The following is a 24073-nucleotide window of genomic DNA, read 5'->3' on the forward strand; positions in this document are numbered from 1 at the left end:
GGCCGTGGAGGCGGCTGTCGCGGGCGGGGCGGCGTTCCTCTGTCTGCTGTGGGCCGATCCGGCGCTGGCGGCGGTCACCGCGGTGCCGGTGGCGGCCGGGGTGTGGGCCGGGCGGCGCGCCGCGGCGCTGCGGACGGCCGGGACGCGGGCCGCCGGGCGGGAGCTGGAGGCGGTGGGCGTGGGCGTCGAGCTGCTGGCGCGCGCGCTGACGGCCGCCGGGCCCCCGGAACGGGTGGACGCGGCGGCGGCCCGGCACCTGGCGGCGGTCGACCGCTTCCACGCGGTGTTCGAGGCCGGGACCCGGCGGGTGATCACGGCCGGGTGGGCGGCCGAGACGGCGTTCTCGCCGGTGGTCCTGACGGCCGTGGTGCTCGCCGGGGGCGCCTGGCTGGGGACGCCGGGCGCGGAGCTGGTGGTGTTCCTGGTGCTCGCTCCGGTGGCCGGTGACAGCGCGGCGGCGCTGGGCGGAACGGCCCGGTCGGGGGCGCCGGGGCCGCCGCCCCGCCACCGGCCGGGCGGTGGCGGCGGCGGCCGGGTGCGCGGTGCTGCACGGTGCCGCGCTGGTGCTGGCGGTCCCGGTGCTGACCGGGCTGCCGGTGGTGGAGGGCGCGGGCGGCCCGGCGTGGCCGGGCGCGCTGCTCGCGGTGGCCGCGGGCCACGCCGCGCTGTCGCGGTACGCGGCCGGGCGGGCGCGGGCGGCGGGGGTGGACCTGGCGCGCCGGCTGTCGTACCGGGTGGTGGCCCGCACGCTGACGATGCCGCCGGGGCTGCTGACCGGGGACGGTCCGCGGCGGCTGGCGCGGCTGGCGACGGGGGACGTGGTCGCCGTGTCGGGTCTGGCGGTGCACCGTCTGCGGCCCCTCGGCGCGGCGCTGGTGGTGCCGCCCACGGCGGCGGCCGGGTGCCTGGCGCTCCTGCTGACGGGCGGGCCGGAGCCCGCCGCACCGGCCGCCTGCCTGGTGTTCGCGGTGTGGTGCGCGGACGCGGCGCACGCCGCGCTCACGGCGCTGGCGGGGCTGCGGCCCGCGCTGGCGGCGGCGCGGCGGCTGCGGGATTTCCTTTTTCCCGGCTGACCATACGATATGGACATCCAAAGGAATCAGAAAAGCACGGAAAAAGAAAGGCCGCCGACTTCCACCGGCCACAAGGCGCCAGAAATACCGTTCCCCCGCTTTCCGCACGCCGCAGCGCTCTTCACGGAATCTCCGCCACCAGGCCATATTGCCCGCCCTGTGACGTGTTGGATAAGCTCACCATTTGCCGAGTCCGTGAGTCCCGGAAAAGCGCGAAGGGGCCTTGGTGAACGGTTCGAAAACATATGATCGGGGCAGTCACAAGGCGAACGGAACGCACAGACGGGCGCCGCTGCGTCCGCTGCGCGGCCGGGAGGCGCACGTGGGCCGGATCACCGCGGGCCTGCACGCCGTGACCCGGACCAGACAGAGCAAAGTCCTCACGCTGGAAACCCCGGCCGGGACCGGCAAGACCCGTCTGCTCATCGAATCGATCGGCATCGCCGTGCGCCACGGCTTCGGCGTCGTCAGCGGAGTCGTCACCACCTCCGACGCCCTCCTCGCGGCCGTGCCCACCGCCCTCGACGCCCAGGTCCACCGGCTCGGCACGCTGGACAACGACAGGGAGCTGCGGGCAAGGCTGCGGGACGCCCTGGAGCGGGGCCAGGCCCTGGTCGTGCTGGACGATCTCCACCTGGCCGAGCTGCCCGCCCTGGCGGCGCTGGGCGATCTGATCGCCCAGTCCCAGGGACATCCGGTGCTGTGGATCCTCGCCTCCGGCACCGCACCGGGCACCGAGCGGCGCGGAGTGGGCGACATCAGCCTCGGCGGGCTCCCGCTGGAGCGGCTGCCGGATCCGGGCCCGCTCACCGGCCAGGCCGTGGCCGACGTGGTGGCCGACCACCTCGGCGCCGTCCCCGACCCGTCGATCGTCACCCTGGCGGAGAGCGTCGGCACCACCCCGCGCGCGGTGATCGACCTGGCGAGGGGCCTGATCGAGAGCGGCGAGGTGCGGGTGGCGGACGGCGTCGCCCGGCTGCGGCCCCGACCGGCCCCGCCGGCCGCCCAGCCGGACGGCGTCCGCGCGCCCGCGCCGGTGCCCGCCTGCTTCGCCGTGCTCGTGCGCGAGCGGCTGCGGGAGCTGTCCCCGTTCACCCTCAAGGCGCTGAGGCTGGCCGCGGTGCTGGGCTCGTCGTTCACCCCGACCGATCTGGCGGCGCTGCTCGGGGAGTCCCCGCCCGACCTGCTCGCGGCCCTGGACGAGGCGATCGCCTGCGGGCTGGTCAGCTGCGGCGCCACCGACTTCGCCTTCCGCAGCGAGGCGCTGTGGCGGGTGGTGCTGGACTCGGTGCCGCCGCCGATGTGCGCGCTGCTGCACCGGCAGGCGGCGGCCATGCTGCTGTCCCGCCCCGACGGCGTCGAGGCCGCCGCGCTGCACGTGGCGCACATCGCCCAGCCCGGTGACATGGAGGCGGTGCGGATCATCGGACAGGCGGCCGGCCGCCTGCTGGCCGCCGAGCCGGCGACCGCCGCCTCGCTCGCGGCGCGGGGCATGCTGCTGCTGGCACCCGACCAGGACGGCTGGCTCGGCTTCGCCGCCACCGCCATGGAGGGGCTGGTGCGCGCGGGCACCCCCGACCGGGCGGTGCTCACCGCGCAGGACGCCGAGGCGGACCTGGCCGCGTCGGCCCGGGAGCCGACGGCGGAGTGCCGCGAGGCGGCGGCCTCGTTCCGGTCGTGGCTGGCGGTCGCGCTGCTGCTGGAGGGCAGGCCGCGGGAGGCGGGCCGCGCCGCGCGGGAGGCCCTGACCGTGGCCCCGGACGGCTCGGCCCACGGCGAGCGGGCGGAGCTCTGCTTGCTGACCGCCGGCTGCCTGACCGGACCGGACGCGGGGGCCGGGCACGCCGACCGGCTCCTGGCCGCGGGCGGCGGCCCGCCGCCCGCCGTGCGGGCCGGTGCGCTGACCGTGCGGGCGCTGGGCCTGTGGCGGGACGGGGAGGCGGCGCGGGCGATCGCGCTCCTGCGGGAGGCCGAGGAGCTGGACCGCGCCCCGGGCGCCGTCCGGGTCCTGGACCCGCGGTGGTTCCTCGCCGTGTTCCTCACCAGGACCGGGGCTTTCGACGAGGCGCTGGGCGCCGCGCAGGCCGCCGCCCGCACCTGTGCGGAGGCCGTGGCGCCGGCCGTCGGCGCGATCCTGCGGGCCCCGGTGCACCTGGCGCGCGGACGCCTCGCCGAGGCCGACGAGGACGCCCGCGCCGGCCTGGCCGGCGGCCGGGGCACCTGTCTGCCGCTGCTGGCGCCGCACGCGTGGCGCGTGCGCGCCCTCGTGGCGCTGCGGCGCGGCCGGCTGGGCGAGGCCGCCGAGCATCTCGACGCCCTCGACAAGGACTTCCCGCACGACGCGGCCCGGCCGTGGCGCGCCATGCGCGCGCTGCTCACCGCCGAGATAGCGGAGGCCAAGTCCGGGCCCGCGGCGGCCCTGGACAGCCTGGCGGAGGTCTGGGCCTGCCCCGAGGCGCGGCGGGAGCTGCTGCTGGAGGACCCGTGGGCCGCCGCCCGCTGCGTCCGCTGGGCCCTGGACGCGGGCCGGATGGACCTCGCCCGCGGCGCCGTGGCCACCGCGGAGGCACTGCGGGAGCGCGCCCGCGACCTGCCCGCGCCGCGCACCGCCGCGGCGCACGCCCGCGCCGTGCTGGACGGGGACGCCGCCGCCCTGGCCCGGACCGGCCCGCTGCACACCGATCCGTGGGCCCAGGCCGCGGCGGCGGAGGACCTGGCCCGGCTGCTCCTGGCGCGCGGCGAGCGCGAGGGCGCGGTGGGCGAGCTGGAGCGGGCACTGAACGTGTACGGCGCCCTGGGCGGGGAGCGGGACGGCGCCCGGGTCCGCCGGGAGCTGCGCCATCTCGGCGTCCGGCGGCGGCACTGGACCTACGCCCCGCGCCCGCTCTCCGGCTGGGACAGCCTGACCAAGGCGGAACGGCAGGTGGCCGAGCTCGTCGCGGGCGGCCTGACGAATCGCCAGGTCGCCGGCCAGCTCTTCGTCTCGCCGCACACGGTCGGCTTCCATCTCCGCCAGATCTACCGGAAGCTGGGGCTGCGCTCCCGCATCGACCTGATCCGGCTGCGGTCGTGACGGCGGTCAGGCACGGGTGAGGACCGGGGCGGCGTTGTGGCCGCCGAAGCCGAGCGAGGTCTTGGCCGCCGCGGCCAGGCCCGGCTTTCTTGGCGTCCAGGTGGAGCATGCGGCCGGGGTAGCGGGCCACCGTTTGGGCGGGCGCCGGTTGGCGGATGCGTCGGGGTCGGGTAATCGGCGGTGGTCGATGCCCGGGCGAGGACGCCACCGGGCCACGGTGCGTTCGCTGATACGCGGGCCTTGGTTCGCGAGTTGGAGCGCGTTCCTGCGGGCCGGCCACTTGTTGTCCCGCCGTCGTCGCTCGGTCCGTTCGACGATGTCGGGCGGGGTCTGGGCCGGTGGGGAGTGCGGGACGCCGGAGCGGGCCCGAAGCCGGGCCTCGCCGTACTGGTCGTAGCGGTTCTTCCCCGTGGACGGGCAGGCGCGGGAGACGTCGGCCTCGGCGGACACGTGGGCGGTCGGACGGCTGCGGCAGTGTTCGATGGGCCTTCGGCGTCCGGGGTTCAGGGGGGTTCGCATGCGTCACTGGAGCACCTCGGCGCTTCGGCCGGCCGTGACCACAGTGCGGAAGGGGAACGCGATGAGCAGGGTGATCGCGACCAGGAGCCCGCTTGCCCACAGCGGCCCGAGGTTCCCGGCCGTGGTGCTGAGGGTGGCTGCGGCGCTGAGGGGACCGACGGTGGCGCCGACGTTGAGTGCCGCGGTCGCATACGACCCGGCCATGGTGGGGGCTTCCGCGGCCTCATAGAGGACCCGTGTGATGAGGGTGCTGCCCAGCGCGAAGGACAGGGCGCCCTGCACGAACACGAGGGCGAACAGGGCGACCGGCTCGTGGGCCAGCACCGCCAGGGCCGGCCAGCCGATGAGCAGCAGCGGGCCGCCGACTGCGATGACCGGACCGGGACGCTGGTCGGACAGCCGGCCGGCGACGGTGACCCCGGCGAAGGAACCGGCACCGAAAAGCACCAGAACGACAGAGATCCACAACTCGCCCAGCCCGGCGGTGTCGGTCACGACGGGGGCGAGGAAGGTGAAGCTCCCGAACGTGGCTGCGTTCACCAGCGCGCCGAGCAGCATCACCAGAATCAATGGCGGCCTTGTGAGCTGGGCGAGCTCCGCTTGCAAGGCTGGCCCGCCAGCCGTCTCCTCTTTCGCACGTCCCGCCGGGATTGCCTTCAGGACGCCGAGAGCCGCAGGCAGGCAGCAAACGGCGACGGCCCAGAATGTGGCCCGCCAGCCGAGCACAGTGCCCAGTACCGACCCGCCAGGGACACCGGCGATCGTGGCCATCGTCGTGCCCGACAGCAGCACGGCCAGCGCACGTCCCTTCTTGTCGGGTGAGACCAGCGTGGCGGCAGCCGTGAGAGCGACGGCGAGGAACCCCGCGTTCGCCAGGGCGGCGACGACCCGGGTGGCGAACAGGACCGGGAAGCTGGTGGTGATGGCGCCCACGGCGTGAGCCGCGGCGAAAGTGAGGACGAACCCCAGAAGGCTGGAGCGCCTGGGCCAGTTGCGTGCAAGCGCGGCCACAAGGGGAGCACCGACGACCATGCCGACCGCGAAGGCCGAGGTGAGCGTGCCGGCTGTCCCGACGGTGACGTCGAGATCTGCGGCGATGCCCGGCAGGAGGCCGGCGAGCATGAACTCCGAGGTGCCCATGGCGAAGACCGCCATGGCAAGCAGATACAGCGGGAGAGGCATCGAGTGGCTCCAGGGGTGAGGAGAAGCACGAGAAGGTCATCTCGTCACCGCGGCCAGCCCCCACGCACACTCGCCCGGCCGCAGAACGCGGCACGACGACAGGGCTACGAGCTCAGTGGTTCAGGGGGCTGACGGCGTGACCGAAAGCCCCCACCTTGTCTGACTCAGGACTCGACATGGCCCGCACGGTACCCGACCGATGCCCGTCAAGGCACCCTGGTTCTACCGGCATCGGCCTGTGTCACCAACGTCATGTTTCCGCAACAGCTAGCCGGTGACGCGGTCCACGTCGTGGCGGTCGATGATCGCGGCGAGGTCGATGCCCTTGATGAGGATGCGGAACATCCGGCATGGCGTCGACGTCGGTGCGGGTGATCTCCGGCTCGAGCCGCTGCGCCTTTCCCTTCCGGGGTCACAACTGTTGACGAGCTGGGCTGCCGCTATGCCGCCGACGGGTCCTCATCGCCCCTGCCGGGGGTAACAATACGTCGTGCGGTGGCGGTGGTGGGCCCGGCGGCGGCCCTTCCCCCGGCGTTCCGGGCGGGCCGGATGTTGTGCTCCGCTCGACAGCGACGGACTGGGGTCCGGCCCCGGCCCGCCCAGTCCTCCCCGGATGAGGGGGCGGGCGGGCCGCAAGCCGCTTCCCCGTGCTCTCACCGGGAAGGTTCGCCGGGTTGAGGGAGGGACAGTGGCTGCGGCAGATCGTGGTTCGCGGCGGGCTGTATCCGGACCTGTTCCGTTGGGCTCTGCCTCGAACCGCACGGCAGCCAAGCAGGCTCGCTGCCCGGACGGCTATTCGCTCGTTGCGGACGACCACCACGGCCTGTATGGGTAACTCGCCCGCAACTACGCGATCATTCACTGGCACGCCGGCTCAGGTCGTGCCGACATCTGGGTGGGCCTTTGTGTCACTTGCGCCAGAACAGGTGGTGCGTCACGCCGCTCGGACTGGGCACGACCTCGAGGTGGAACCGGTCGAGCAGCTCATCGGGGGACCGCCAGAGCCGTAGTCCGGACCCGAGCTTCACCGGCGAGACCGCCACGTGCATGGTGTCGACGAGGTCGGCGTCGAGGAACTGCCTGATGGTGGTGACCCCACCGCCGAGTCGGACGTCCTTGCCCTGCGCTGCCTCCCGGGCCTGCTCCAGGACCGTGGCCGGGTCGCCGTCGACGAAGTGGAACGTGGTGTCGGAGAGCGTGAACGAAGGACGCGTGTGGTGGGTCATGACGAACACCGGGGTGTGGAACGGGGGCTCGTCGCCCCACCAGCCGCGCCACTCGTGGTCCTGCCAGGGCCCGCGCTGCGGCCCGAACTTGTTGCGGCCCATGATCTCGGCGCCGATGTTGTGCGCGAAGTCCCGCGTGAAGTAGTCGTCCAGGCCCCGGCTCCCGCCGGGGTCGGTGCGATTGGGCCAGCTCGCCGTGGCGCCGGCCCAGGCGAACAGTCTCTCGGCACCGTCAAGGCCGAACGGCCTCTCGAAGCTCTGGTCCTCACCGGCACCGATTCCGTCACTCGAGACGTTGAAGTTCTGCACTCTCAGTAGCTGAGCCACGTGCCCTCCTGGGTTGTCGGCAACAGTGGTGAGACTCTCCGGGCCGCGAAAACTCATCGCCACCGCCAGAAACCGGGCCATCTACTGCCCTGACCTGGCAGGTTCGTCGGCCAAAGTCAGGCTGCGGGAGCCAGCGGGCGTCCGCCCCAGCGCATGCCCTTCTCACTGCGGATACGGGCGCGTTCTCGGCGTTGTACGGCCAGGACGTCGCAGTGGCCGCGGTGGTGGGAGTTGGCGCGCGCGAACTGCCGCAGCAGGCCGAGGCGGGGGCTCGATCGACCTTGTGTCTCTTCACCCAGCGGCGCATCGTCGCTCCGGTGTGGGCGGAGAGGGTGTCCAAGATGATGTGGATCGGGGCGCCGTCGGGTCGGGCGGCGCGGATCGACTTCAGCGCGGCCAGGGTGTCGGCGGTCACTTTGCGGCGGCGGTTGACGCCCCACGGCCGGTCGGCGTGACGTGGTCGGGATCAGCCAGAATCCGGCGAGCGACCTCCCTGATGACGGAAGCCGCATGGGGGTGCAGGCCCACCTCGTCGACCCGCCCGCCCTGTACGCGGCGGATGTACTGGAACGCGTAGGAGGGCTTGCCCTTCGGACGACCGGCGGCCCTCATCTTCACGGCGGCATCGCGGTTCCGGCGCTGGATCGCCCGCAGCTCCATCTGGGCGCCCCACGCCTCCATGGTGAAGCGGTTCTCGTCGACGGGGTCGTCGAGGTTCACGGACCGTCGTGGCCGTAGGTGACGAGGAGCTTCTTCTCGTCCCGCATGCGACAGCCGGTGTTCAGGCAGTCGACCACGTTACGGCCCAGGCGGTCCACCGCCGAGGCGACCAGCCCGTCGTACGGGTCGCGCTCGTCACGGAACCAGGGGCCCAGTCTGGGCCGCGTCACCGGTCCGTCGCTCCGGACACTTCCCAGTCATCGGCCCACGCGATGAGGTGACCGCCGATCGCCCGGACGGCGGCGAGGATGTCCTCGCGCTGCCGCTCCGGTGACGTCGTCGCAGGCACCGGCCGCATCCGTCGCAGGGCCGCTCCCACGTCTCCAGGTGGGTACCGCTCACCGTTTCTCTCCCGTTCCGCGAGCAGGGTAGGGAGAATCGGCGGCAGCACCCAGCGCGGCGGCTCAGCCGAGGAAGCTCAGCCGCACCTGGCGGTTGACATTGTCCCTGTTGGTGTCGACCAGGCACACCGACTGCCAGGTGCCCAGCGCCAGGCCGCCGTCGAGCACCGGGAGCGTGGCGTGCGGAGGGACGAGGGCGGGGAGGACGTGGTCGCGACCGTGGCCCCTGCTCCCGTGGCGGTGGCGCCAACGGTCGTCGGCGGGAAGCAGGTCGCGGAGCGCCGCCAGCAGGTCGTCGTCGCTACCGGCCCCGGTTTCGAGGAGGGCGATCCCGGCCGTGGCGTGCGGCACGAAGACATTCAGCAGACCGTCCCGGCCGGACGCGACGTCCCGGAGGAAGCGGGCGCACTCCCCCGTCAGGTCGTGCACGCGTTCCTCGGCGCCGGTCGCGATGTCGATCACTCGTGTGGTGTAAGTGTGGGACATGACTCCATGATCCACCCCGGCCACCCGGCTTGCTGCACGTGCTCGTCCGGGGACGTTGCGTTGATCATGTCGACACCTGGTGGATTGTCTAGCGTCCGTGGCGGCGGGGTTAGTGAGGCTAGCGTGAGCGCGCGAGACAGCAAATTTCGGCGGTGGCTGGAGGGCCAGGCTCGTTCCGTGGGCTGGGACACCGATGCGGAAGAGGTGCGGGCGGGTCTTACCGTCCTCGCGGCCATGGCCGTGGCCGGGGAGCTGACGCCGGAGCATACGGCGACGGTGGCCGAACAGCTCGGGGTCACGCCGACTGAGGTGGTCGACGCTTACACGCCGGAGATGCGGCGATTGGCCATGGAGGAAATCATGGAGCAGCCAGCCATGGCCGAGCTGGACAAGGCCCTGGACGACATCGCTCGGGAGTCCTGAAGGTCGGCTCCCGGCGCCCCGGTCTATTTCAGGGAGTACGGGGCGGGAAGAGTCATGGCGCCCGTGACCGGCTCGGGATCGGGGACCGGGGGCGTCTCCGGGCCCGGGGTCGCCTCGGGGTCGTTGTCGGACGTCGTGGTGGGGGGCTCGGTCCCTGGCTCAGGCTGGCCGCAGTGGTCCGGGAGTGGTGCGCCGCCCTCTTCCCAGGAGCAGTCAGGGTCATAGCCGGGTTCGAGGGCTCCGCCGAAGTCGGGGCGGGGGAACGGCCAGAGGGCTTCGGGGATCTCTATGTCGGTCTGGGGGACCAAGTGCTTTTTCAGCAGTTCCTTGACTTGCCGGGATCCGGCCACGCGCTCCGCGGGTTCTTCGGCTTCCGCCTCGTCCGTCTGGCCGGGGTCCGCCTGGCTCGTCTCCCCGTTCGGCTGTCCGTCTGCTCCTGGCTGGCTGGTGCTCTGCGCCGGTGCGGGAGTGGCCGTCCGGTCATCCTCCGTGGTCGGTTTCTCGTCCGACGTTGTGCCGTCGTTTCCGGCCGGGGCGGGCTGGGAGTCGCCGCCGGGGCCGTTGGCTGGCCGAGACTCGGTCTCTGCTCCGGCGCCCGCGCAGGCGGTCAGGGCGGCTAGAAGGCGACGGCGGGTAGGTGGGTTCTCATGGGGTGCTGCTCCGAGGTGGCCCATATCGGACACGAGCACCTTTGCACAGGTGATGAAAAAAGGAAAATCCCAGGTGAGGGCGTTGTAGATCATTTACAGGAGTAGAGCGGTGCCCCGATTCGGCATGGCCGCCACCGCGAACCCCCGCCCGGCTGGCAAGGCTGGGCAGGGGTCCATATTCAAGCGGCTTCGCGCACGCAGGCCGGACAGATCCACTGCGCCCGGAGCACCCTTCGAGGGCGTGTCCCGGGATGCTTTTCGCATCCCGGGGGCTCCGACGCCTTGTCGACCAACGGCCGGTAGAACATGTCCTTCACGCGCGGGGGTTGGTCTGGGTTACTTTCCATCGTCGTCGCTGTCGCCCTGTTTGTCGTCGCTCGGGGACGACGGCGGCTCGGCCGGAGTGATGATCTCTTGCTCCGCGACGTCGTACCCGTTCACTTCGTCATGTCCCATGGTGTCTCTCCCTGTCGGATTCGTGAAGGGGGGATTTCTGCCCGACCCCCGCGCACGCCGGTTGTGATGCGCGGGGGTCGGATTGCCCTTCCCTCCCGCCGGGGGGCCACGCGTGCACTCTCGGCGGCCAGTGGGAAGGTTGGGCGGTGCGGCGAACGCTGGCCCGGGGCGGGGAGCATGCCCGTCGACTGCTCCCGGGTAGTCCGGTCGGAAGACGCGCGCCGCGCCGTCCCGGTCGGGGTCTCGGGGACGCCCGGCCGGAACTGAGATCAGGGCCGCGCGAGTTGACGCAGCAGTTTGCCGGCCTTCCTTCGGGCCTGCCGGTTGCCCCCGAGGTCCGGCTCTATCCACACCCGTTGGCTCCGGTTACGCCGAGGGACGGGACGGGCGCTCCGCCGCGCGACTGGCATCGGCTTGCCCATGGTTGTGGCCTTTCTCCTAGCGATTCACATGCGATTCACGGTGGGTGCCCAGGGGCGGATTCGAACCGACACACGGCGTCTTTTGAGGGCGCTCGCTCTCCCGTTGGCGCACCCGGGCCTTTGTTTCAGCGCGGGGAGGTCCGCCTTCTGCGGCGATCCCGGGCATGAGCCGCCTCCAGACGTCCGCGAAGAGGGATGTTCGCCTCCGTCAACCACCGCTTCACGATCTCGCCCGAGACGCCCAGGGCTCTTCCGATCTCCTGCGGGGATTCCTCGTCATCCACATACCTGCGACGCAGCTCCGAGGGCGAGAGAGGGCACTTCCGCCCAGGTCGTCCCCGGCGCCCGGTGCTCCCCGGAGGCATCCCCCTCGCGGCACCCCTCTCCGCATCGGTCCGGAAGGTGGCTCCCGCGTGCTCCAGCAACGTGACGACCTGTCCGTACTTGAACCCGGTGGCCGCCATCAGAATCCCGAGCCGGACCCCGTTGTCGTACCACTCCCGAAGGCGGTCGGCCAGGTCGTCGTACTCCTCGGGGCGGGCGGCGAACCGGCGGGCATCCGGTGGCAAGCGCAGGGCTCGCAGACGCTTGTCCACCTCCTCAGTGCTCTGCCGCCCGCGTGTGGCGATGTACTGGAGGCTGGCTCCCCGCAGGAACAGCGAGGCCACCTGCCCGTCCGTCAGCGGAGCGAACCGCTTGTACCCCGGGTGCATCGCGGTGGTCATGCGCGCTCCCGGACCCGGCGGTTGCGCTCGCGGATCGCCGCGTTCGCTTTCTTGTACCCGCGCAGTTCCACTCCAGCATCCAGGAGCCATCGCCTGACAGCGGCCTCGGTCGCGCGGTAGTCCCGCGCGATCGCGGCGATCGATTCGAGATCCTTCAGATACCTCTGGCGCAGCCGTTCCGGGGGAACAGGACATGGCAGTTCACCTTTGGGGCCCCGCTGTGGCATGTCGCTGTCCGCCGACACCAGCAGATCAACCATCTCGCCATAGCCAATCCCGGTCCCCTTGATAAGGACGCGGATATCGCTGCCAGAGGCACGCCAGCGGACCAGGAGTTCGCTCAGTTCGGCCTTCTCCTTGGGGCGGTACAGGTATCCAGGGCCATAGCCGGTGGTGACCTGAAGGCCGAGGCCGCGCAGCCGTTCGCGTACCTCCCGGTCGGGCTGCCGACAGAGCGCGGCGAGGAGCTGAATGCTCGCCCCTTCTCTGTGGCGCTGCGCCAGCTCGTCGTCCCCAAGAGGTTTGTGGGCGTGCATTACGCCTTGCTCCTTTCCTTCAAGGATTCTGCGGGTTCGACAGCCAGGCACCGCACGTGAAACCGATGGCGAGGCCAATGCCGAGAATGAGAAGCGGGCCCGCCATCGCTGCGGTTGCCTCCCATAGGGGCTTCCGGAGGTAGCCAAGGGTCTTCCGAATAGGCGCAGAAACGAGCGGAGCCCCCGGGGCTGAATGGCGTGGTTTCCGGTGATCACGAATCATCGGAGTTTCCTCATCTCCCCCAGGTGCTGATCAATCTGCCGCCCAAGCAGGTTGGCGTGTTTGCGAAGTTCGTCCAATGAGAGCCCTGACACGTCCGACGGCATCGCCAGCTCGGGCTGGGCCGGGGCCTGGCGCTTCTCGGGGCGCTCGTCCGCGCTCACCTCTCCGCCTCCGGGCTCAGAATCACGCCCCGCCTCACAACGGCCGCGAGTGAACGAGCGGTCGCCGGGGAGCAACGGCCGAGTTCGATCAGCGAAGCGGAACTGAAAGGAAATGACTCGCAGGCGTCGACCGCCAGAGACGGCAGCGTGATCCCGGCCAGGACCAGTGCGGTGAATAGTTCCGCGCAGGCGTCTTCCGGGTCGTCGTCGGTGGCATGGATGGTCGGAGAGGGTCGTAGGTTGCTTGTCATCACGAGCGGCTTCCGTGAGGGGTGCGGATTGGCGAGTCGCGGCCGGGCAGGCGGCAGCGCTCAGGGGTTCTTCCCGGACAGCCGGGAGGCTTCGTCGACGATGGGGCGGATAGCCCGCCCGTCGACCAAGGGGCGGGGCTGGTCGGTGAGTTCGTCCCAAGGGGGCGTGTCCCATCTGGTCCCGTGGGACGGTGGGAGCGCGATCCATTGCGTCTCCCGACCGGACTTCCACGGTGGGGCTCGCCAGAGCGTGTCCTGCGCCGGGGGCCACAAAGAGCACGGAGGTCTGTCCCGCCGTGAGACAAGGGACGGAGACCGTACGATCCAGCAAAACCATGGCGGTCATACCGACCGTTCGGGGCATCAGCGCAGCGTCGAAATCTTGCGTCGGGGCGATGACGGCTGCGCCCGGGGCCCAGCGGAACTCCGCCGCGAGATCGCTGGTCGTTTCGGACCCGCGCCAGTCCGGGAGTGGGTGAGCGCCAGGGGTGGGACACTGTACGACGGCATCGCACGTGCACCCGCCCCGGGGGCGGAATCGGTACCCACGAACGACCGGCCAGCCAAGGCGCTGGTAGGCAGAGGCGAACGCGGCCGGGTCATGTGCGGGTTGCGGCATCGGCATGCCGACCCCCTTCGTGATCGTCCGAGTGTTGCCTTGCGTCAAGGGCTGACAGCTTGGCGTAGCCGAACGAACACGACCCCCAGGATTTCTGGGGGTCAATTTGTCTGTTTCCAGGGGGAGTTCTAGCGGACCAGTTCCATGGCCCTTACCAGCGACGAGAGAGACGCTGCCTGTGTGGGCACTCCCAGCCTCGCCAGGTCTGCTACCAGCGCCCTCGCCATGGGATCGGCGTGCACGTAGTAGGGGGCGCCCTGAGCTGCCTTCTTCAGCGTGGCGACGGACGCCGCGTGACGCCCCATCTGTTTGAGGGCCCGCGCCTTGTCGATCTCGTAATGCGTACGCCGTTCCTTGCTCGGGACGGAACTGATGTTCGCCTCGGGAACCTTAGACAGTCCCTGGTCCGGCTGCTTCACTTCCACACCGACTTCCGCGGCGTGAACCGCGACGGTGCCCCGGCCGAAGACGGTCTGGCCATCCACGTCGTACCACTCGGGGCCGAGGCGGTCCGCGTCCTCCAAGGCGGCGGTGATCCGAGCCCACGCATCGTCCGCGCGGTAGCTTCGTGCCAGCGCGACAGCGCCTCGCAGCATGAGCGCGCCTCGCATGCTGATGGCGGCCTCGGGCGCGCCATTGCTGGAGGCAAGAGTCTCGAGGTCACGCAGCGCTGCGTCAGCGACCGCCAGGGCCTCCGAAAGTGAGGCTTGGTGCAGCAACGCGCCGCACCGGTCCCAGGCAACCGCGGCTTTGGTCAGCGGGTCTCCAAGCTGAGTGGCCGCCCCTGCCGCGACTTCCGCAGCAGACCACGCCAGATCGGGGTAACCCAACTGGTTCAAACACATCCGCGCCGTCCGTGCGGAGTCGACCAGCAGCCTCAACGCCTCTTCCCGCCGGGTCCCTTGGTCCAGCAAGAGGGCAGCATTCAGGTCTTCCACCAAGGCCGGCAGGATGCCGGCGACCTTGGGCAGGTCTGCGGATTGCCTCGCCCCGTTGGCACTCTTGGCGCGCTCCCGCAGGACGGCATAGTCCATGCTGGTCGACTGCGGGCTGAGGCCCGGGTGCCCGGACAGGATCAGCCCTGCGCGGCGCAGCCCGGTTCGCAGGGCAGGGACGTACATGTGAGCCAGTGAACCGGCGCCGTGCTGGAGCCGGTATGGCTGGCCGAGCAACCAGACAACATCGACATCGCACACGTCCGCGATCGCAGCGATCAGTGAGTACCTGTCCAGGGCGAGCCGTCCGGCTTCAACGTCCTGCACCCAATGCTCCGAGCGGCCGAGCAGTCCGCCCATCTCGGCTTGCGTCAGCCCGGCCGCGTTGCGTGCGATCCGTACCCGAGTACCGATGTGTTCTTCCGGGTGCTGGGGCATGAGAACTCCGGCTGTTCGTAGTGGCCCCTGGAACGGTACCGCCGCTGACGACGACGAGCCAGGCGAGCCTTTCTTCCCTCTCGGGCACACCGCCCAGTGCCTCGGCCGTACGGCGGGGACACCGGCAGACGCACATCAAGGTGCTTGGGGTGCGCCTTCAGGGATGAGAAAAGGCCCCGGCCTGGCCATCGCTGACCAGGTCCGGGGCCCACTGCCGGCATCGTTCTGCCGTTCACTCCACCTTGACCTCTCTCACGCTGTCCGGCACGTCGGGGTAGGTGTACCTGACCGCTGGGTACGGCCGCGCCAGCTTCCGCGCGTCCTGGTACGGGTAGCTCCGCACCCGTGTTCTGCCGAGCATCTTCTTCCCCCACTTCTCTACGGCCTCTCGCTCGCTTTCGAGCTGACTCCTGATCATTTCCTCACATCGAGCCGATCCGGCTCCGGCAACGGCCCTTGACGTCCCCTGGTGAAGTAGCGATACCACCGCAACCGCATGGCATGCTCGTCGATCTTGGCCAGGCGCTCCGCCACGGTCGCCTCCGCCGCTGCCAGCCGGGCCGACTCCAGCGCTGCCTTCACTGCCTTGTAGTGAGCCGCTTCCAACTGCCTGTCCGTCCGGCCTCCCGGTCGGTCCGGATGATTCGTTCCACGCCATGCGGCCGCAGGAGGGTTTCCCGGTATCCGTCCGCGCTCATCCGGCGTCCAGAAACCGGGCCAGCCGGAGAACGTCACCGAGTCCAGCGCCCACGCCCATTCCTGCAAGGAACTGGCGCGCGACGTGGATGGCGAGCGCCCGCCGGTAGAACCCGGCCGGGATCTCAAGCTCCGGCTGGGCCGCTTCCGGCGGGGGTGGGGTGGGCGCTGGCCTCTTCGGCGCGCGGCCGTCCGGCTCGTCTGCTTCGGCCTCCAAGGAGGTGAGCGTGAGGGCCCGTGCCGCTTCGCGGGCGGAGGCCGGAGCGAGGAACACTTCCCCGTCGAACCGGCCGTTCACCCAAAGCTCCACGCGGACGTAGCCGTCAGGGTCCGGGCTGATCCGCAGTGTGGTGGTGCCGTCGCAGTCGCAGGGGTATTCGGTCGTCATCCGTGCACGTCCCAGGGGCGGTCTTCGGCCGGGGGACGCAGGCGGAGCGGACGGTGCTCCTCTTCCACGGCCCGTTCCTCCAGCCACGCGGCCAGGGCCCGCGCGTCCTCGGGTGCGAGCTGTGCCCGGTCGCCGGGGACGGCCAGGGAGATGAGGCCGGGTTCACTCTCGGTGCTCCATGCGCGGACGCGTCCGGCTCGGCCGGTCACCTCCGCGTGGATCTGGCGGACCTCCTGAAAGCTCATGCATTCACCTCCTTGTCGTCCACCAGGGCCCCGGGGTCGCTGCGTACCGGGGGACCGGCGGGTTCACAGGGCCCCCGGGTGCGGGCGCTCGCTCCGCGTCCGAGACGGCCGCCGGACCGCCCGCCGGGCCTGCACTGCTTCACGGGCCGTCTTCCTGCGGTGGTACCACCAGAAGAGCGTCTGCAAGTTGCTCGGGTCGTGGTTGTCGCCACGGACGATGTGGTCCACGTCCGTCCCCGCCTCCGGGCAGCGCTCCCCCGTGGCCATCGTCGCCACGCACCGGTAGCCGTCACGCTTGAGCACGGAGGCCCGGATGGCAGGCCACTTCGACGGCAGGCGTGACGCCCGGTCGCTTGCTTCCCAGGCCACAAACGCCCTTCGCCTACCCGGCGCTGAGCGACGCCTTTGAATCAAAGACAACGACGTGAGTTACGTCACAAACCGAAGCTCCTCGATCGAGAGACTCCAGCTCAGCCCGCCTTGGATTCGAAGAGCAGGCGCAGGTCAGGACGCGTTACGACCCCCAGAAAGCAAGGCGAACTTCCCTACGGGGGACCGCAACAGCCCGCCAAAACGGCCGTTTTGGCTAGGATCGAAGGCCGGCAAGTTGCGGGCCAACCCTCCGGCCTGCTGAACTGGCCTCGCGCGCACCGCTCCACCCCGAAACCGACTCAACACAGGGACGGATCGAGATGTCCGACGCCCGGGACCGCCCGTACTTTCAACTGCACGTTGGGGGCTTTCGCATGACGCTCCAACACTTCCCCGCACGACTGTTCGCAGCCATAGCGGCGGCTACGGCCTCCGGGCTCCTGACGTGGTTGCTGGGCCGCTGAGTTGAGATACGGCGTACGTGTACGGACCCCGGGTTCGTCCGTGCCTTTCGGAAGTCCACCGTGGACGCAGCCCTAGCGCTGGGACTCATCGACCTGTTCGGCCCATTCCCGGCCCCCGACCACGAGAGGGGGCGCGGCCGATGGCGGCACGAGTCGGGAAGACTGGCGTACTCGATCGATCTCACTGAGACCAGGCATCAGGCATGGCGTGAAGCGATCCGGCCCCAGCGAATGCCATGAGACGATTCGGCCCTAGCTAGGCCAGCGGGGCCGTTCTCAGGTCGGTTCATCCGGGAGTCCCTAACGGCCTCGCCGTCGACCAGCCTTATTCAGGGAAGAGGCAACCGACCGGGCCGATTTCCCCTCCAGAAGGGGCTCCGCGATCATCGTCCGCGCCACCGGATACTCATCAGGCTGTCGTCGGCTTCGACACCGCAAGCAAGCACTCCCCCTTGCCACTCCCCTTTTGCCTTGTGGGCCGCCTTCCCCTCTTGAGTGCGCCATGCGATGTCGTTCGCCTCGTCCCTGGCACGCTCGGCCAGGACAGCAAAGATGATTAGGTGGCCGGCCACGCTGCTGTCCAGGCCCTCCTTGACGACCCGGAGGCGCGCTCGACGCTGGCTCAGTGCGTCGAGCATGCTGCCGACTGTTCCCATGCTCCGCCGGTCGAAATGGTCGAGCTTGCGGACGTACAGGGTCTTGGCGTGGCCGTCAAGAACCGCGCCCTCGGTCCAGCTCCGCACGCCGGACGTGCGCCTTGAACGCCGACTTCTGTTCCCACCAGACGGCCCGCACCTTCAGGCCCTCCCGGTGGGCCTCCGCGACCATGTCCCACGCGTGCTTTGTCAGAGTGGCTATGTCTTCCGACGGCTTCGAGCGGCGGACATACAAGTCCGCCAGCTTCTCCGGGCTACACCCGGTGACGTCGTCCCAGAACTGCGAGAGGTCTACTCCCGGAACGTTGGCCGTTCCACGCGTCGCTGTGTCGAGGATCGTCGTACTCACTGTGGGGCCTCACCAACCGCAGGGCCCCGGCGCTTCCTGCCTAGGGGCCGCTGCCTGCGTCTACTGAGGTTGGTTTCAAGACACACGACGTGGCGTGCGGCACGAAGACATTCAGCAGACCGTCCCGGCCGGACGCGACGTCCTGGAGGAACCGGGCGCACTCCCCCGTCAGGTCGTGCACGCGTTCCTCGGCGCCGGTTGCGATGTCGATCACTCGTGTGGTGAAGGTGTCGGACATGCCTCCATGATCGGGGACATGCGCCCGCCACCCTCGCGCCCCTCCGGCCCGCTGGGGCACGATGAGCCCCCGGGGGCGGCGCGGTCGCCCATGGCGGAAGGACTCCCGGGATGCGGGTCGCGCTCTTCATCACGTGCGTCAACGACGCGCTCCGTCCGCGCACCGGCCAGGCCGTCGTCGCGCTGCTGGAGCGGCTGGGCGTGCGGGTGGAGTTCCCGATGGACCAGTCGTGCTGCGGGCAGCCGCAGTACAACACCGGGTACCGGCACGAGACGGAGCCGCTGGTGCGCCGGTTCGCGCGGGCCTTCGCGGGCTACGACCACGTGGTGACGCCGTCCGGTTCGTGCGTGGCGATGGTGCGGGACCACTACCCCCGGATCGGCGCGAAGGCGGCGGCCGAGGGGCGTGGCGGCGGGCTGGCGGCGGCCGTGGCGGAGGTGGCGCCCCGGACGCGGGAGCTGACGGAGTTTCTGGTGGACGTGCTGGGCGTGACGGACGTCGGCGCGTACTACCCGCACACCGTCACCTACCATCCGACCTGCCACGGCCTGCGCGCGCTGCGGCTGGGCGACCGGCCGCGCCGCCTGCTGCGGGCGGTGCGGGGGCTGGAGCTGGTGGAGCTGCCGGGCGCGGAGGAGTGCTGCGGCTTCGGCGGGACGTTCGCCGTGAAGAACGCGGCGGTCTCGGCGGCCATGGGCGTGGACAAGGCGCGGAGCATCACCGCCACCGGCGCGGCGGCGGTCTGCACCGTGGACACGTCGTGCCAGACGCACATCGGCGGCACGCTCTCGCGCCTCGGTTCGGCGGTCCGCCCGGTCCACATCGCGGAGATCCTGGCCAGCACGGAGGAGGAACAGTGGTGAGCGGCCCCACCTATCTCGGCATGCCCGCCTTCCCCGAGGCGGCGGCGGTCGCCACCGCCGACGCGCGGCTGCGCGCCAATCTGCGGCACGCCACACACACGATCCGCGCCAAGCGCGCCCGCGCGGTGGCCGAGCTGCCCGACTGGGCGGAGCTGCGCGCGGCGGGCGCGGCGGTGAAGGACCGGACGCTGCGGCATCTCGACCACTATCTGGAGCGCCTGGAGCGGGAGGTCACCGCGGCGGGCGGCCACGTCCACTGGGCGGCCGACGCGGCGGAGGCCAACCGGATCGTGACCGGGCTGGTGCTGGCGACCGGCGAGCGGGAGGTGGTCAAGGTCAAGTCGATGGTGACGCAGGAGATCGGGCTCAACGCCGCGCTGGCCGAGGCCGGGATCCGGGCCGACGAGACCGATCTGGCCGAGCTGATCGTGCAGTTGGGCGACGATCTGCCGTCGCACATCCTGGTGCCCGCGATCCACCGCAACCGGGGCGAGATCCGCGACATCTTCCGCGCGCGCATGGGCGACCGGGGCCGTCCGGCGCCCGGGGACCTCACCGACGACCCGGCCGACCTGGCCGAGGCGGCGAGGCTGCACCTGCGCCGCAAGTTCCTCGACGCGAAGGTCGGCGTCTCCGGGGCCAACTTCATGGTGGCCGAGACCGGCACCATGGTCGTCGTCGAGTCCGAGGGCAACGGGCGGATGTGCCTGACCCTGCCCGAGACGCTGATCTCCGTGGTCGGCATCGAGAAGGTGGTGCCGACCTGGCGGGATCTGGAGATCTTCCTCCAGCTCCTGCCCCGTTCGTCCACCGCGGAGCGGATGAACCCCTACACCTCGATGTGGACCGGCACCACGGACGGTGACGGGCCGCGCGCGTTCCACCTGGTCCTGCTGGACAACGGCCGCAGCGACGCGCTCGCCGACACCGTGGGCCGCCAGGCGCTGCGCTGCATCCGCTGCTCGGCGTGCCTGAACGTCTGCCCGGTGTACGAACGGGCCGGCGGGCACGCGTACGGGTCGGCGTACCCCGGTCCGATCGGGGCGATCCTCACCCCGCAGTTGCGGGGGGTCAGCGGCGCCCTGGACGCCTCGCTGCCGTACGCGTCCTCGCTGTGCGGGGCCTGCTACGAGGTCTGCCCGGTGGCGATCGACATCCCGGAGGTCCTGGTCCACCTGCGGGAGCGCGTCGCGCAGGGCGGGGAGGTCACCGTGCGCGGCACCCGGACGGTGCTGCGGCCCGCCCGGGGTCATGCCGCCGAGCGGGCCGCCCTGCGCGCGGCCCGCTGGGTGTTCGACCACCCGGGGGCGCTGCGGGCCGGTCAGCGGCTGGCCGCGCGCACCCGCCGTCTGCATCCCCGGCGGCTGCCGGGTCCGGGCCGGGCGTGGACGGCGTCGCGGGACCTGCCGCCGGTCCCGCCCGAGTCGTTCCGCGACTGGTGGCGGCGCACGCGCGGCGAGGGGAGCGCGCGATGAGCGGACGGGACGAGGTGCTGGGCCGGGTGCGGCGGGCGCTGGCCGACGTGCCGGCCGGGGAGGCGCCCGCCGACGTCCCGGTGCCCCGGGACTATCTGCGCGGCCTCTCCCCCGCCGACCCGGTGGGGATGCTGGCGGAGCGGCTGGCGGACTACCGGGCGGTGGTGCACCGCACGGACGGCGCGGGCCTGCCCGCACTGATCGGGCGGCTGCTCGCCGCCCGGGGCGCCCGCTCGGTCGTGGTGCCGGACGGGCTGCCGCCGGGGTGGCTGTCCGGGCTCGCCGGGGTGGAGCGGGTGCCCGACACGGCGGGGCAGACGCCGCACGACCTCGACGCCGTCGACAGTGTGGTCACCGGCTGCGCGGTGGCCGTGGCGGAGACCGGCACCATCGTCCTCGACGGCGGGCCGGGCCAGGGGCGGCGGCGCGTCACGCTGGTGCCCGACCACCACGTCTGCGTGGTGCGGGTGCCCGGGCAGGTGGTCGACTCGGTCTCCCGGGCCCTGGGGCGCCTGGCCCCGACCCGGCCGCTGACCTGGATCTCCGGCCCGTCGGCGACCAGCGACATCGAGCTGTCCCGCGTCGAGGGCGTGCACGGCCCGCGTACGCTGGAGGTGGTTCTGACCCATATGTAGCCGGTACAGCCGGTTTCGAGGGATTTGGTGGGATGCCGTATGGATCTTCTCGACAGCTTCGACCGCGCGATGGACGAGTTCGGCCGGCGGGTGCGGCAGGTGCGGGACGACCAGTGGGAGGCGCCGACGCCCTGTACCGAGTGGTCGGTGCGGGATCTGGTGGGCCACGTCACCGGGGAACAGCTCTGGGCGCCGTGGCTGCTGCGCGGGGCGTCGCTGGACGAGGTGGGCGACCGGTTCGACGGCGACGTGCTGGGCGATGACCCGGCGGGCGCCTGGGCCGCCGCGGCGGCGGCCTCGCGCGGCGCGTTCCACCGCCCGGGCGCGCTGGACGCGCCGGTGCACACCAGCTCGGGGCTGACCCCGGCGACGGAGTATCTGCGGCAGATGACGCTGGATCTCACCGTCCACGCCTGGGATCTGGCCCACGGGATCGGCGCGGACGACGGGCTGGACGGCGAGCTGGTCGAGGCCGAACTGGGGTTCGCCGCCTCGCAGATCGACGGCTGGCAGGATACCGGCCTCTTCGGCCCGCCGGTGCGGGTCGCGGATTCGGCCCCGGCACAGGACCGGCTGGTGGCGCTGCTGGGGCGGCAGCCGTAGCGGGTCAGCGGAGCCGCGCGGCGGGCTGCCCGGGGGTGAGGAGGTGGCGGCCGAGGCGGGCGCAGCGCGGTCCGAGCAGCTCGGCGAGCCGGTCGGCGGCCTGCTCCAGGACCTTGCGGCCGGTGTCGGGGTCGACCGCCTCCAGGAGGAAGACGATGTCCCGCGAGCCGGGCGTGACCTTGGTGCGGTCGCTGTCGCGGTGGTTCCAGTGCCGGGTGAGGACGCCCCCGGCGTCGGCGTAGACGACCTCGCCGGGCCGGGCCTCCTCGGCGGTGTCCGGCTCGCCGAGCGGGGTGAACGTGTCGCCCGGCGCGGCGAACCGCAGGGTGATGTCGCCCCGGACGGCGGCGAGGTCGAACGCGCCCGCCGGGACGTGGTGGGTCGCGGAGACGACGTTGTAGGTGTCGACGGCCGCGCCGATGCGGGGCAGGCGGGCGGACTTGGCCAGCCGCCGGGCGAGGGCGTCCATGCTGGGCCGGAACCGGCGGGGGTTGGTGCCGAAGGCGCGGTACACCGTCTGCCAGGAGGCGAGCAGCGGGTCGGTCTCGTCGGGCGCCGCCCAGGCCCCGGCGGCGGCGTCGGCCTCCAGCGCGGCCAGCAGCCGTTCGGTCTCCGGCCAGGGCTCCTCACCCCGGACGCCCTCCGCGACCACGGCGGCGACCGCCAGGTCCGGGAACGCCTCGCACACCTCCGCGGCCACCCGGAGCTCCGTCATCCCGCCCCTCCTCAGCATCGTCGTCCCGCGGGTCCGGATCACCGTACCGGGCGCGGTCCCGCCGTCCGGCGAACGGCTTCCGGCCATTGTGACCCCTTCGGCAGGAGGTTCCGGTGTGACGGAGGGGGTCGAGGTGTGCCGTGGGGCGAGGGGGAAGGTGAGACGGAGGTCTCCTGGTGCGGGTGCGACGTGTGCGTCGACCGATGCGGGAACGGTGGGCTATCGCCATGGCAGGGAACGTACGCATAAGCAAAGACCCCCTTTCACCGAAGCCGGGAATCGGGGCAGCCTTACGAGGGCACAGCGAAAGTCATATCATCGACCTTTATCGCGTTTATGCGCGAGTCAGGCAGGTGGACGTGCGGACACGGGAGAGACCGCGACGACGCGACTGACAGCCGGCCCGTGGGACAACCCCGGTCGTGAGCTTGTCGCCCGCCCCGGGCGCATTGCCCGGTGCGTTTCGGCCCCATTCCGTCCATCTGATCCGCGCGGTCGCCACAGTTTCCACGACGCCCGCCGCAGGACCGCGCCCGCGAAATTTCCTGGTGTCTTCAGTGGAAGGACAACTGCTGTGATTGATCTCGAAAGCATGCGCGCCGCCGAACAGGCTCCGGTGACCGAGGCCGGCGGACCGTCTGCTGATATCCGGGTCGCCGTGGAATTCTCGGTGTCCCCGGGCGGGCCACCCGATGTGGCGCTCGCGCCGGACGGTGCGACCGGCTACCCGGGCGTGCGGGTGAAACAGGCGGACGCGGACGGCACGGTATTGCCGCAGGACGTCTACGTGGCGCTCCCCCGGGGAAAGAGGCTGCGATTCGCCGCCGAGGGCGGAAGCGACTACCTGCTGACCGTGCGGGACAGCCGGGGGACGGAGAAAACCCACCGCGGGATCCTGTCGTCGGACGGACAGGCCCTCACGTTCGAGAATGTCGACCTGGCCCTGTCCGGAAAGGGATCGACGGCGACGGCCTGGGTCGCGGTGAAAGCCTCCGACACCGCCCGGCCGGGAAGCACGCACCTGCTCTTCTGCGTGGGCGACCGGACGTCGGGTTCCACCACGATCCGCGTCGTGGATCACATCCCGTTCTCGGTGGCGCCCGGCGGGCCGCCGGACGTGATCCTGAAACCCGCCGGCGGAACCGGCTACCCCGGTGTGCGGCTGCGGGCCGATGACGACGGGACGGTCGCGCCGCAGGATGTCTATGTGGCGCTCCCCCGGGGAAGGGGGCTGCGATTCGCCGCCGAGGGCGGAACCGGCTGCTTGCTGACCGTGCGGGACGCCCGGCAGGTGGAGAAGACCTACCGCGGGACTCTGTCGTCGGACGGACAGGGCCTCACCTTTCAGGGGGTCGACCCGGCCCTGTCCGGCAAGGGGTCCACGTCCCTCGCCTGGGTCGCGGTGAAAGCCTCCGACACCGCCCCGGCATCGGAAGACCCCATCACCCTCACCTTCTGCGTGGGCGACCGCCCCTCGGGCTCGACCCCCATCCACGTGGATCCGGGAGCCGGGTGACGCCGCCTGGCGGCCACACGCAGGCCACCGGGAAAGGAAAAGGAGGAGTCACTCACCGACAACTCCCTGATC

27 protein-coding genes, 1 tRNA gene and 3 pseudogenes are annotated in these 24073 nt (G+C 71.5%); 8 read left to right on the plus strand and 23 right to left on the minus strand.

Annotated features, from left to right (window positions below; translation table 11 throughout):
* A pseudogene (locus tag ACSNOC_RS08625) lies at positions 1 to 280 on the minus strand (hypothetical protein); the annotation flags it as partial.
* 163 nt (positions 281 to 443) lie between these two features.
* Between ACSNOC_RS08625 and ACSNOC_RS08630 the strand changes: the two are divergent.
* On the plus strand, positions 444 to 1073 hold the full coding sequence (locus ACSNOC_RS08630) for a hypothetical protein (RefSeq protein WP_436746694.1): 630 nt from the start codon (positions 444 to 446) through the stop codon (positions 1071 to 1073).
* 322 nt (positions 1074 to 1395) lie between these two features.
* Positions 1396 to 4146, plus strand: a complete 2751-nt coding sequence (locus tag ACSNOC_RS08635) for a LuxR C-terminal-related transcriptional regulator (protein ID WP_436746695.1) — start codon at positions 1396 to 1398, stop codon at positions 4144 to 4146.
* A gap of 6 nt (positions 4147 to 4152) precedes the next feature.
* Here ACSNOC_RS08635 and ACSNOC_RS08640 read toward each other — a convergent pair whose 3' ends face one another.
* The 8 genes and pseudogenes from ACSNOC_RS08640 to ACSNOC_RS08675 form a co-directional block, all read right to left on the minus strand.
* The gene (locus tag ACSNOC_RS08640; RefSeq protein WP_436746696.1) at positions 4153 to 4665 is read right to left on the minus strand and encodes a hypothetical protein; all 513 of its coding nucleotides are present in this window, start codon (positions 4663 to 4665) and stop codon (positions 4153 to 4155) included.
* Between the two features lie 3 nt (positions 4666 to 4668).
* Positions 4669 to 5847 carry a Cmx/CmrA family chloramphenicol efflux MFS transporter gene (locus ACSNOC_RS08645; RefSeq protein WP_436746697.1) on the minus strand — a complete coding sequence of 393 codons (1179 nt, stop codon included), beginning with the start codon at positions 5845 to 5847 and terminating at the stop codon, positions 4669 to 4671.
* A 908-nt stretch (positions 5848 to 6755) separates the two neighbouring features.
* Entirely contained in the window at positions 6756 to 7400 is a 645-nt protein-coding gene (locus ACSNOC_RS08650) for a dihydrofolate reductase family protein (protein WP_436746698.1), read from the minus strand.
* 116 nt (positions 7401 to 7516) lie between these two features.
* Positions 7517 to 7848: pseudogene (locus ACSNOC_RS08655) on the minus strand (IS630 family transposase); the annotation flags it as partial.
* Complete coding sequence (locus ACSNOC_RS08660; RefSeq protein ID WP_436746699.1) at positions 7812 to 8120, minus strand: hypothetical protein; 309 nt, start codon at positions 8118 to 8120, stop codon at positions 7812 to 7814. The pseudogene ACSNOC_RS08655 and the gene ACSNOC_RS08660, both read right to left, overlap by 37 nt.
* A complete protein-coding gene (locus tag ACSNOC_RS08665) occupies positions 8117 to 8290 on the minus strand; it encodes a hypothetical protein (protein WP_436746700.1) in 174 nt (57 codons plus the stop codon). The genes ACSNOC_RS08660 and ACSNOC_RS08665 overlap by 4 nt, the downstream gene beginning before the upstream one ends.
* A complete protein-coding gene (locus ACSNOC_RS08670; RefSeq protein WP_436746701.1) occupies positions 8287 to 8409 on the minus strand; it encodes a hypothetical protein in 123 nt (40 codons plus the stop codon). The genes ACSNOC_RS08665 and ACSNOC_RS08670 overlap by 4 nt, the downstream gene beginning before the upstream one ends.
* 115 nt (positions 8410 to 8524) lie before the next feature.
* A complete protein-coding gene (locus ACSNOC_RS08675) occupies positions 8525 to 8947 on the minus strand; it encodes a YjbQ family protein (RefSeq protein ID WP_436746702.1) in 423 nt (140 codons plus the stop codon).
* Positions 8948 to 9124: 177 nt separating this feature from the next.
* Between ACSNOC_RS08675 and ACSNOC_RS08680 the strand changes: the two genes are divergently transcribed.
* A complete protein-coding gene (locus ACSNOC_RS08680) occupies positions 9125 to 9370 on the plus strand; it encodes a hypothetical protein (RefSeq protein WP_436746703.1) in 246 nt (81 codons plus the stop codon).
* Positions 9371 to 9393: 23 nt separating this feature from the next.
* Here ACSNOC_RS08680 and ACSNOC_RS08685 read toward each other — a convergent pair whose 3' ends face one another.
* The 13 genes and pseudogenes from ACSNOC_RS08685 to ACSNOC_RS08745 form a co-directional block, all read right to left on the minus strand.
* Complete coding sequence (locus ACSNOC_RS08685) at positions 9394 to 10113, minus strand: hypothetical protein (protein WP_436746704.1); 720 nt, start codon at positions 10111 to 10113, stop codon at positions 9394 to 9396.
* Positions 10114 to 10943: 830 nt separating this feature from the next.
* Positions 10944 to 11016 (minus strand) — tRNA-Leu (locus tag ACSNOC_RS08690).
* Between the two features lie 7 nt (positions 11017 to 11023).
* A complete protein-coding gene (locus tag ACSNOC_RS08695; RefSeq protein ID WP_436746705.1) occupies positions 11024 to 11623 on the minus strand; it encodes a hypothetical protein in 600 nt (199 codons plus the stop codon).
* Positions 11620 to 12159 (minus strand): hypothetical protein, encoded by a 540-nt coding sequence (locus ACSNOC_RS08700; RefSeq protein WP_436746706.1) that lies wholly within the window; start codon positions 12157 to 12159, stop codon positions 11620 to 11622. Before ACSNOC_RS08700 ends, ACSNOC_RS08695 begins: the two co-directional genes overlap by 4 nt.
* Positions 12160 to 13541: 1382 nt before the next feature.
* Positions 13542 to 14786, minus strand: a complete 1245-nt coding sequence (locus tag ACSNOC_RS08705) for a helix-turn-helix domain-containing protein (RefSeq protein ID WP_436746707.1) — start codon at positions 14784 to 14786, stop codon at positions 13542 to 13544.
* Between the two features lie 232 nt (positions 14787 to 15018).
* Positions 15019 to 15204, minus strand: coding sequence for a hypothetical protein (locus ACSNOC_RS08710; RefSeq protein WP_436746708.1), 186 nt, complete (start codon positions 15202 to 15204; stop codon positions 15019 to 15021).
* Positions 15201 to 15368: a hypothetical protein gene (locus ACSNOC_RS08715; protein WP_436746709.1), complete on the minus strand. Its 168-nt coding sequence runs from the start codon at positions 15366 to 15368 to the stop codon at positions 15201 to 15203. The genes ACSNOC_RS08710 and ACSNOC_RS08715 overlap by 4 nt, the downstream gene beginning before the upstream one ends.
* A 112-nt stretch (positions 15369 to 15480) precedes the next feature.
* The gene (locus ACSNOC_RS08720; RefSeq protein WP_436746710.1) at positions 15481 to 15870 is read right to left on the minus strand and encodes a hypothetical protein; all 390 of its coding nucleotides are present in this window, start codon (positions 15868 to 15870) and stop codon (positions 15481 to 15483) included.
* Positions 15867 to 16115 (minus strand): hypothetical protein, encoded by a 249-nt coding sequence (locus ACSNOC_RS08725; RefSeq protein WP_436746711.1) that lies wholly within the window; start codon positions 16113 to 16115, stop codon positions 15867 to 15869. Before ACSNOC_RS08725 ends, ACSNOC_RS08720 begins: the two co-directional genes overlap by 4 nt.
* Before the next feature lie 63 nt (positions 16116 to 16178).
* Complete coding sequence (locus ACSNOC_RS08730) at positions 16179 to 16418, minus strand: HNH endonuclease (protein WP_436746712.1); 240 nt, start codon at positions 16416 to 16418, stop codon at positions 16179 to 16181.
* Positions 16419 to 17334: 916 nt separating this feature from the next.
* On the minus strand, positions 17335 to 17694 hold the full coding sequence (locus ACSNOC_RS08735) for a recombinase family protein (RefSeq protein ID WP_436746713.1): 360 nt from the start codon (positions 17692 to 17694) through the stop codon (positions 17335 to 17337).
* Positions 17663 to 17956 (minus strand): hypothetical protein, encoded by a 294-nt coding sequence (locus tag ACSNOC_RS08740; protein WP_436746714.1) that lies wholly within the window; start codon positions 17954 to 17956, stop codon positions 17663 to 17665. Before ACSNOC_RS08740 ends, ACSNOC_RS08735 begins: the two co-directional genes overlap by 32 nt.
* 46 nt (positions 17957 to 18002) lie before the next feature.
* Positions 18003 to 18194 (minus strand): annotated as a pseudogene (locus tag ACSNOC_RS08745) (YjbQ family protein); the annotation flags it as partial.
* A 110-nt stretch (positions 18195 to 18304) separates the two neighbouring features.
* Here ACSNOC_RS08745 and ACSNOC_RS08750 point away from each other — a divergent pair.
* The 4 genes from ACSNOC_RS08750 to ACSNOC_RS08765 are packed head-to-tail and all read left to right on the plus strand — an operon-like array spanning position 18305 to position 21770.
* Positions 18305 to 19057 (plus strand): (Fe-S)-binding protein, encoded by a 753-nt coding sequence (locus ACSNOC_RS08750; RefSeq protein WP_436746715.1) that lies wholly within the window; start codon positions 18305 to 18307, stop codon positions 19055 to 19057.
* 20 nt (positions 19058 to 19077) lie between these two features.
* Positions 19078 to 20532 (plus strand): lactate utilization protein B, encoded by a 1455-nt coding sequence (locus ACSNOC_RS08755; protein WP_436746740.1) that lies wholly within the window; start codon positions 19078 to 19080, stop codon positions 20530 to 20532.
* A complete protein-coding gene (locus ACSNOC_RS08760) occupies positions 20529 to 21167 on the plus strand; it encodes a LutC/YkgG family protein (protein WP_436746716.1) in 639 nt (212 codons plus the stop codon). The genes ACSNOC_RS08755 and ACSNOC_RS08760 overlap by 4 nt, the downstream gene beginning before the upstream one ends.
* Positions 21168 to 21206: 39 nt before the next feature.
* Positions 21207 to 21770 carry a TIGR03086 family metal-binding protein gene (locus ACSNOC_RS08765; RefSeq protein WP_436746717.1) on the plus strand — a complete coding sequence of 188 codons (564 nt, stop codon included), beginning with the start codon at positions 21207 to 21209 and terminating at the stop codon, positions 21768 to 21770.
* 4 nt (positions 21771 to 21774) lie between these two features.
* On the opposite strand, the gene ACSNOC_RS08770 is transcribed toward ACSNOC_RS08765, so the two are convergent.
* Positions 21775 to 22485 (minus strand): B3/B4 domain-containing protein, encoded by a 711-nt coding sequence (locus tag ACSNOC_RS08770; protein ID WP_436746718.1) that lies wholly within the window; start codon positions 22483 to 22485, stop codon positions 21775 to 21777.
* Between the two features lie 574 nt (positions 22486 to 23059).
* Between ACSNOC_RS08770 and ACSNOC_RS08775 the strand changes: the two genes are divergently transcribed.
* Positions 23060 to 24001 (plus strand): hypothetical protein, encoded by a 942-nt coding sequence (locus tag ACSNOC_RS08775; RefSeq protein ID WP_436746719.1) that lies wholly within the window; start codon positions 23060 to 23062, stop codon positions 23999 to 24001.
* Positions 24002 to 24073: the final 72 nt, after the last annotated feature.

It is taken from the genome of Streptomyces sp. URMC 129, assembly GCF_051386415.1.
GTDB lineage: Bacteria > Actinomycetota > Actinomycetes > Streptomycetales > Streptomycetaceae > Streptomyces.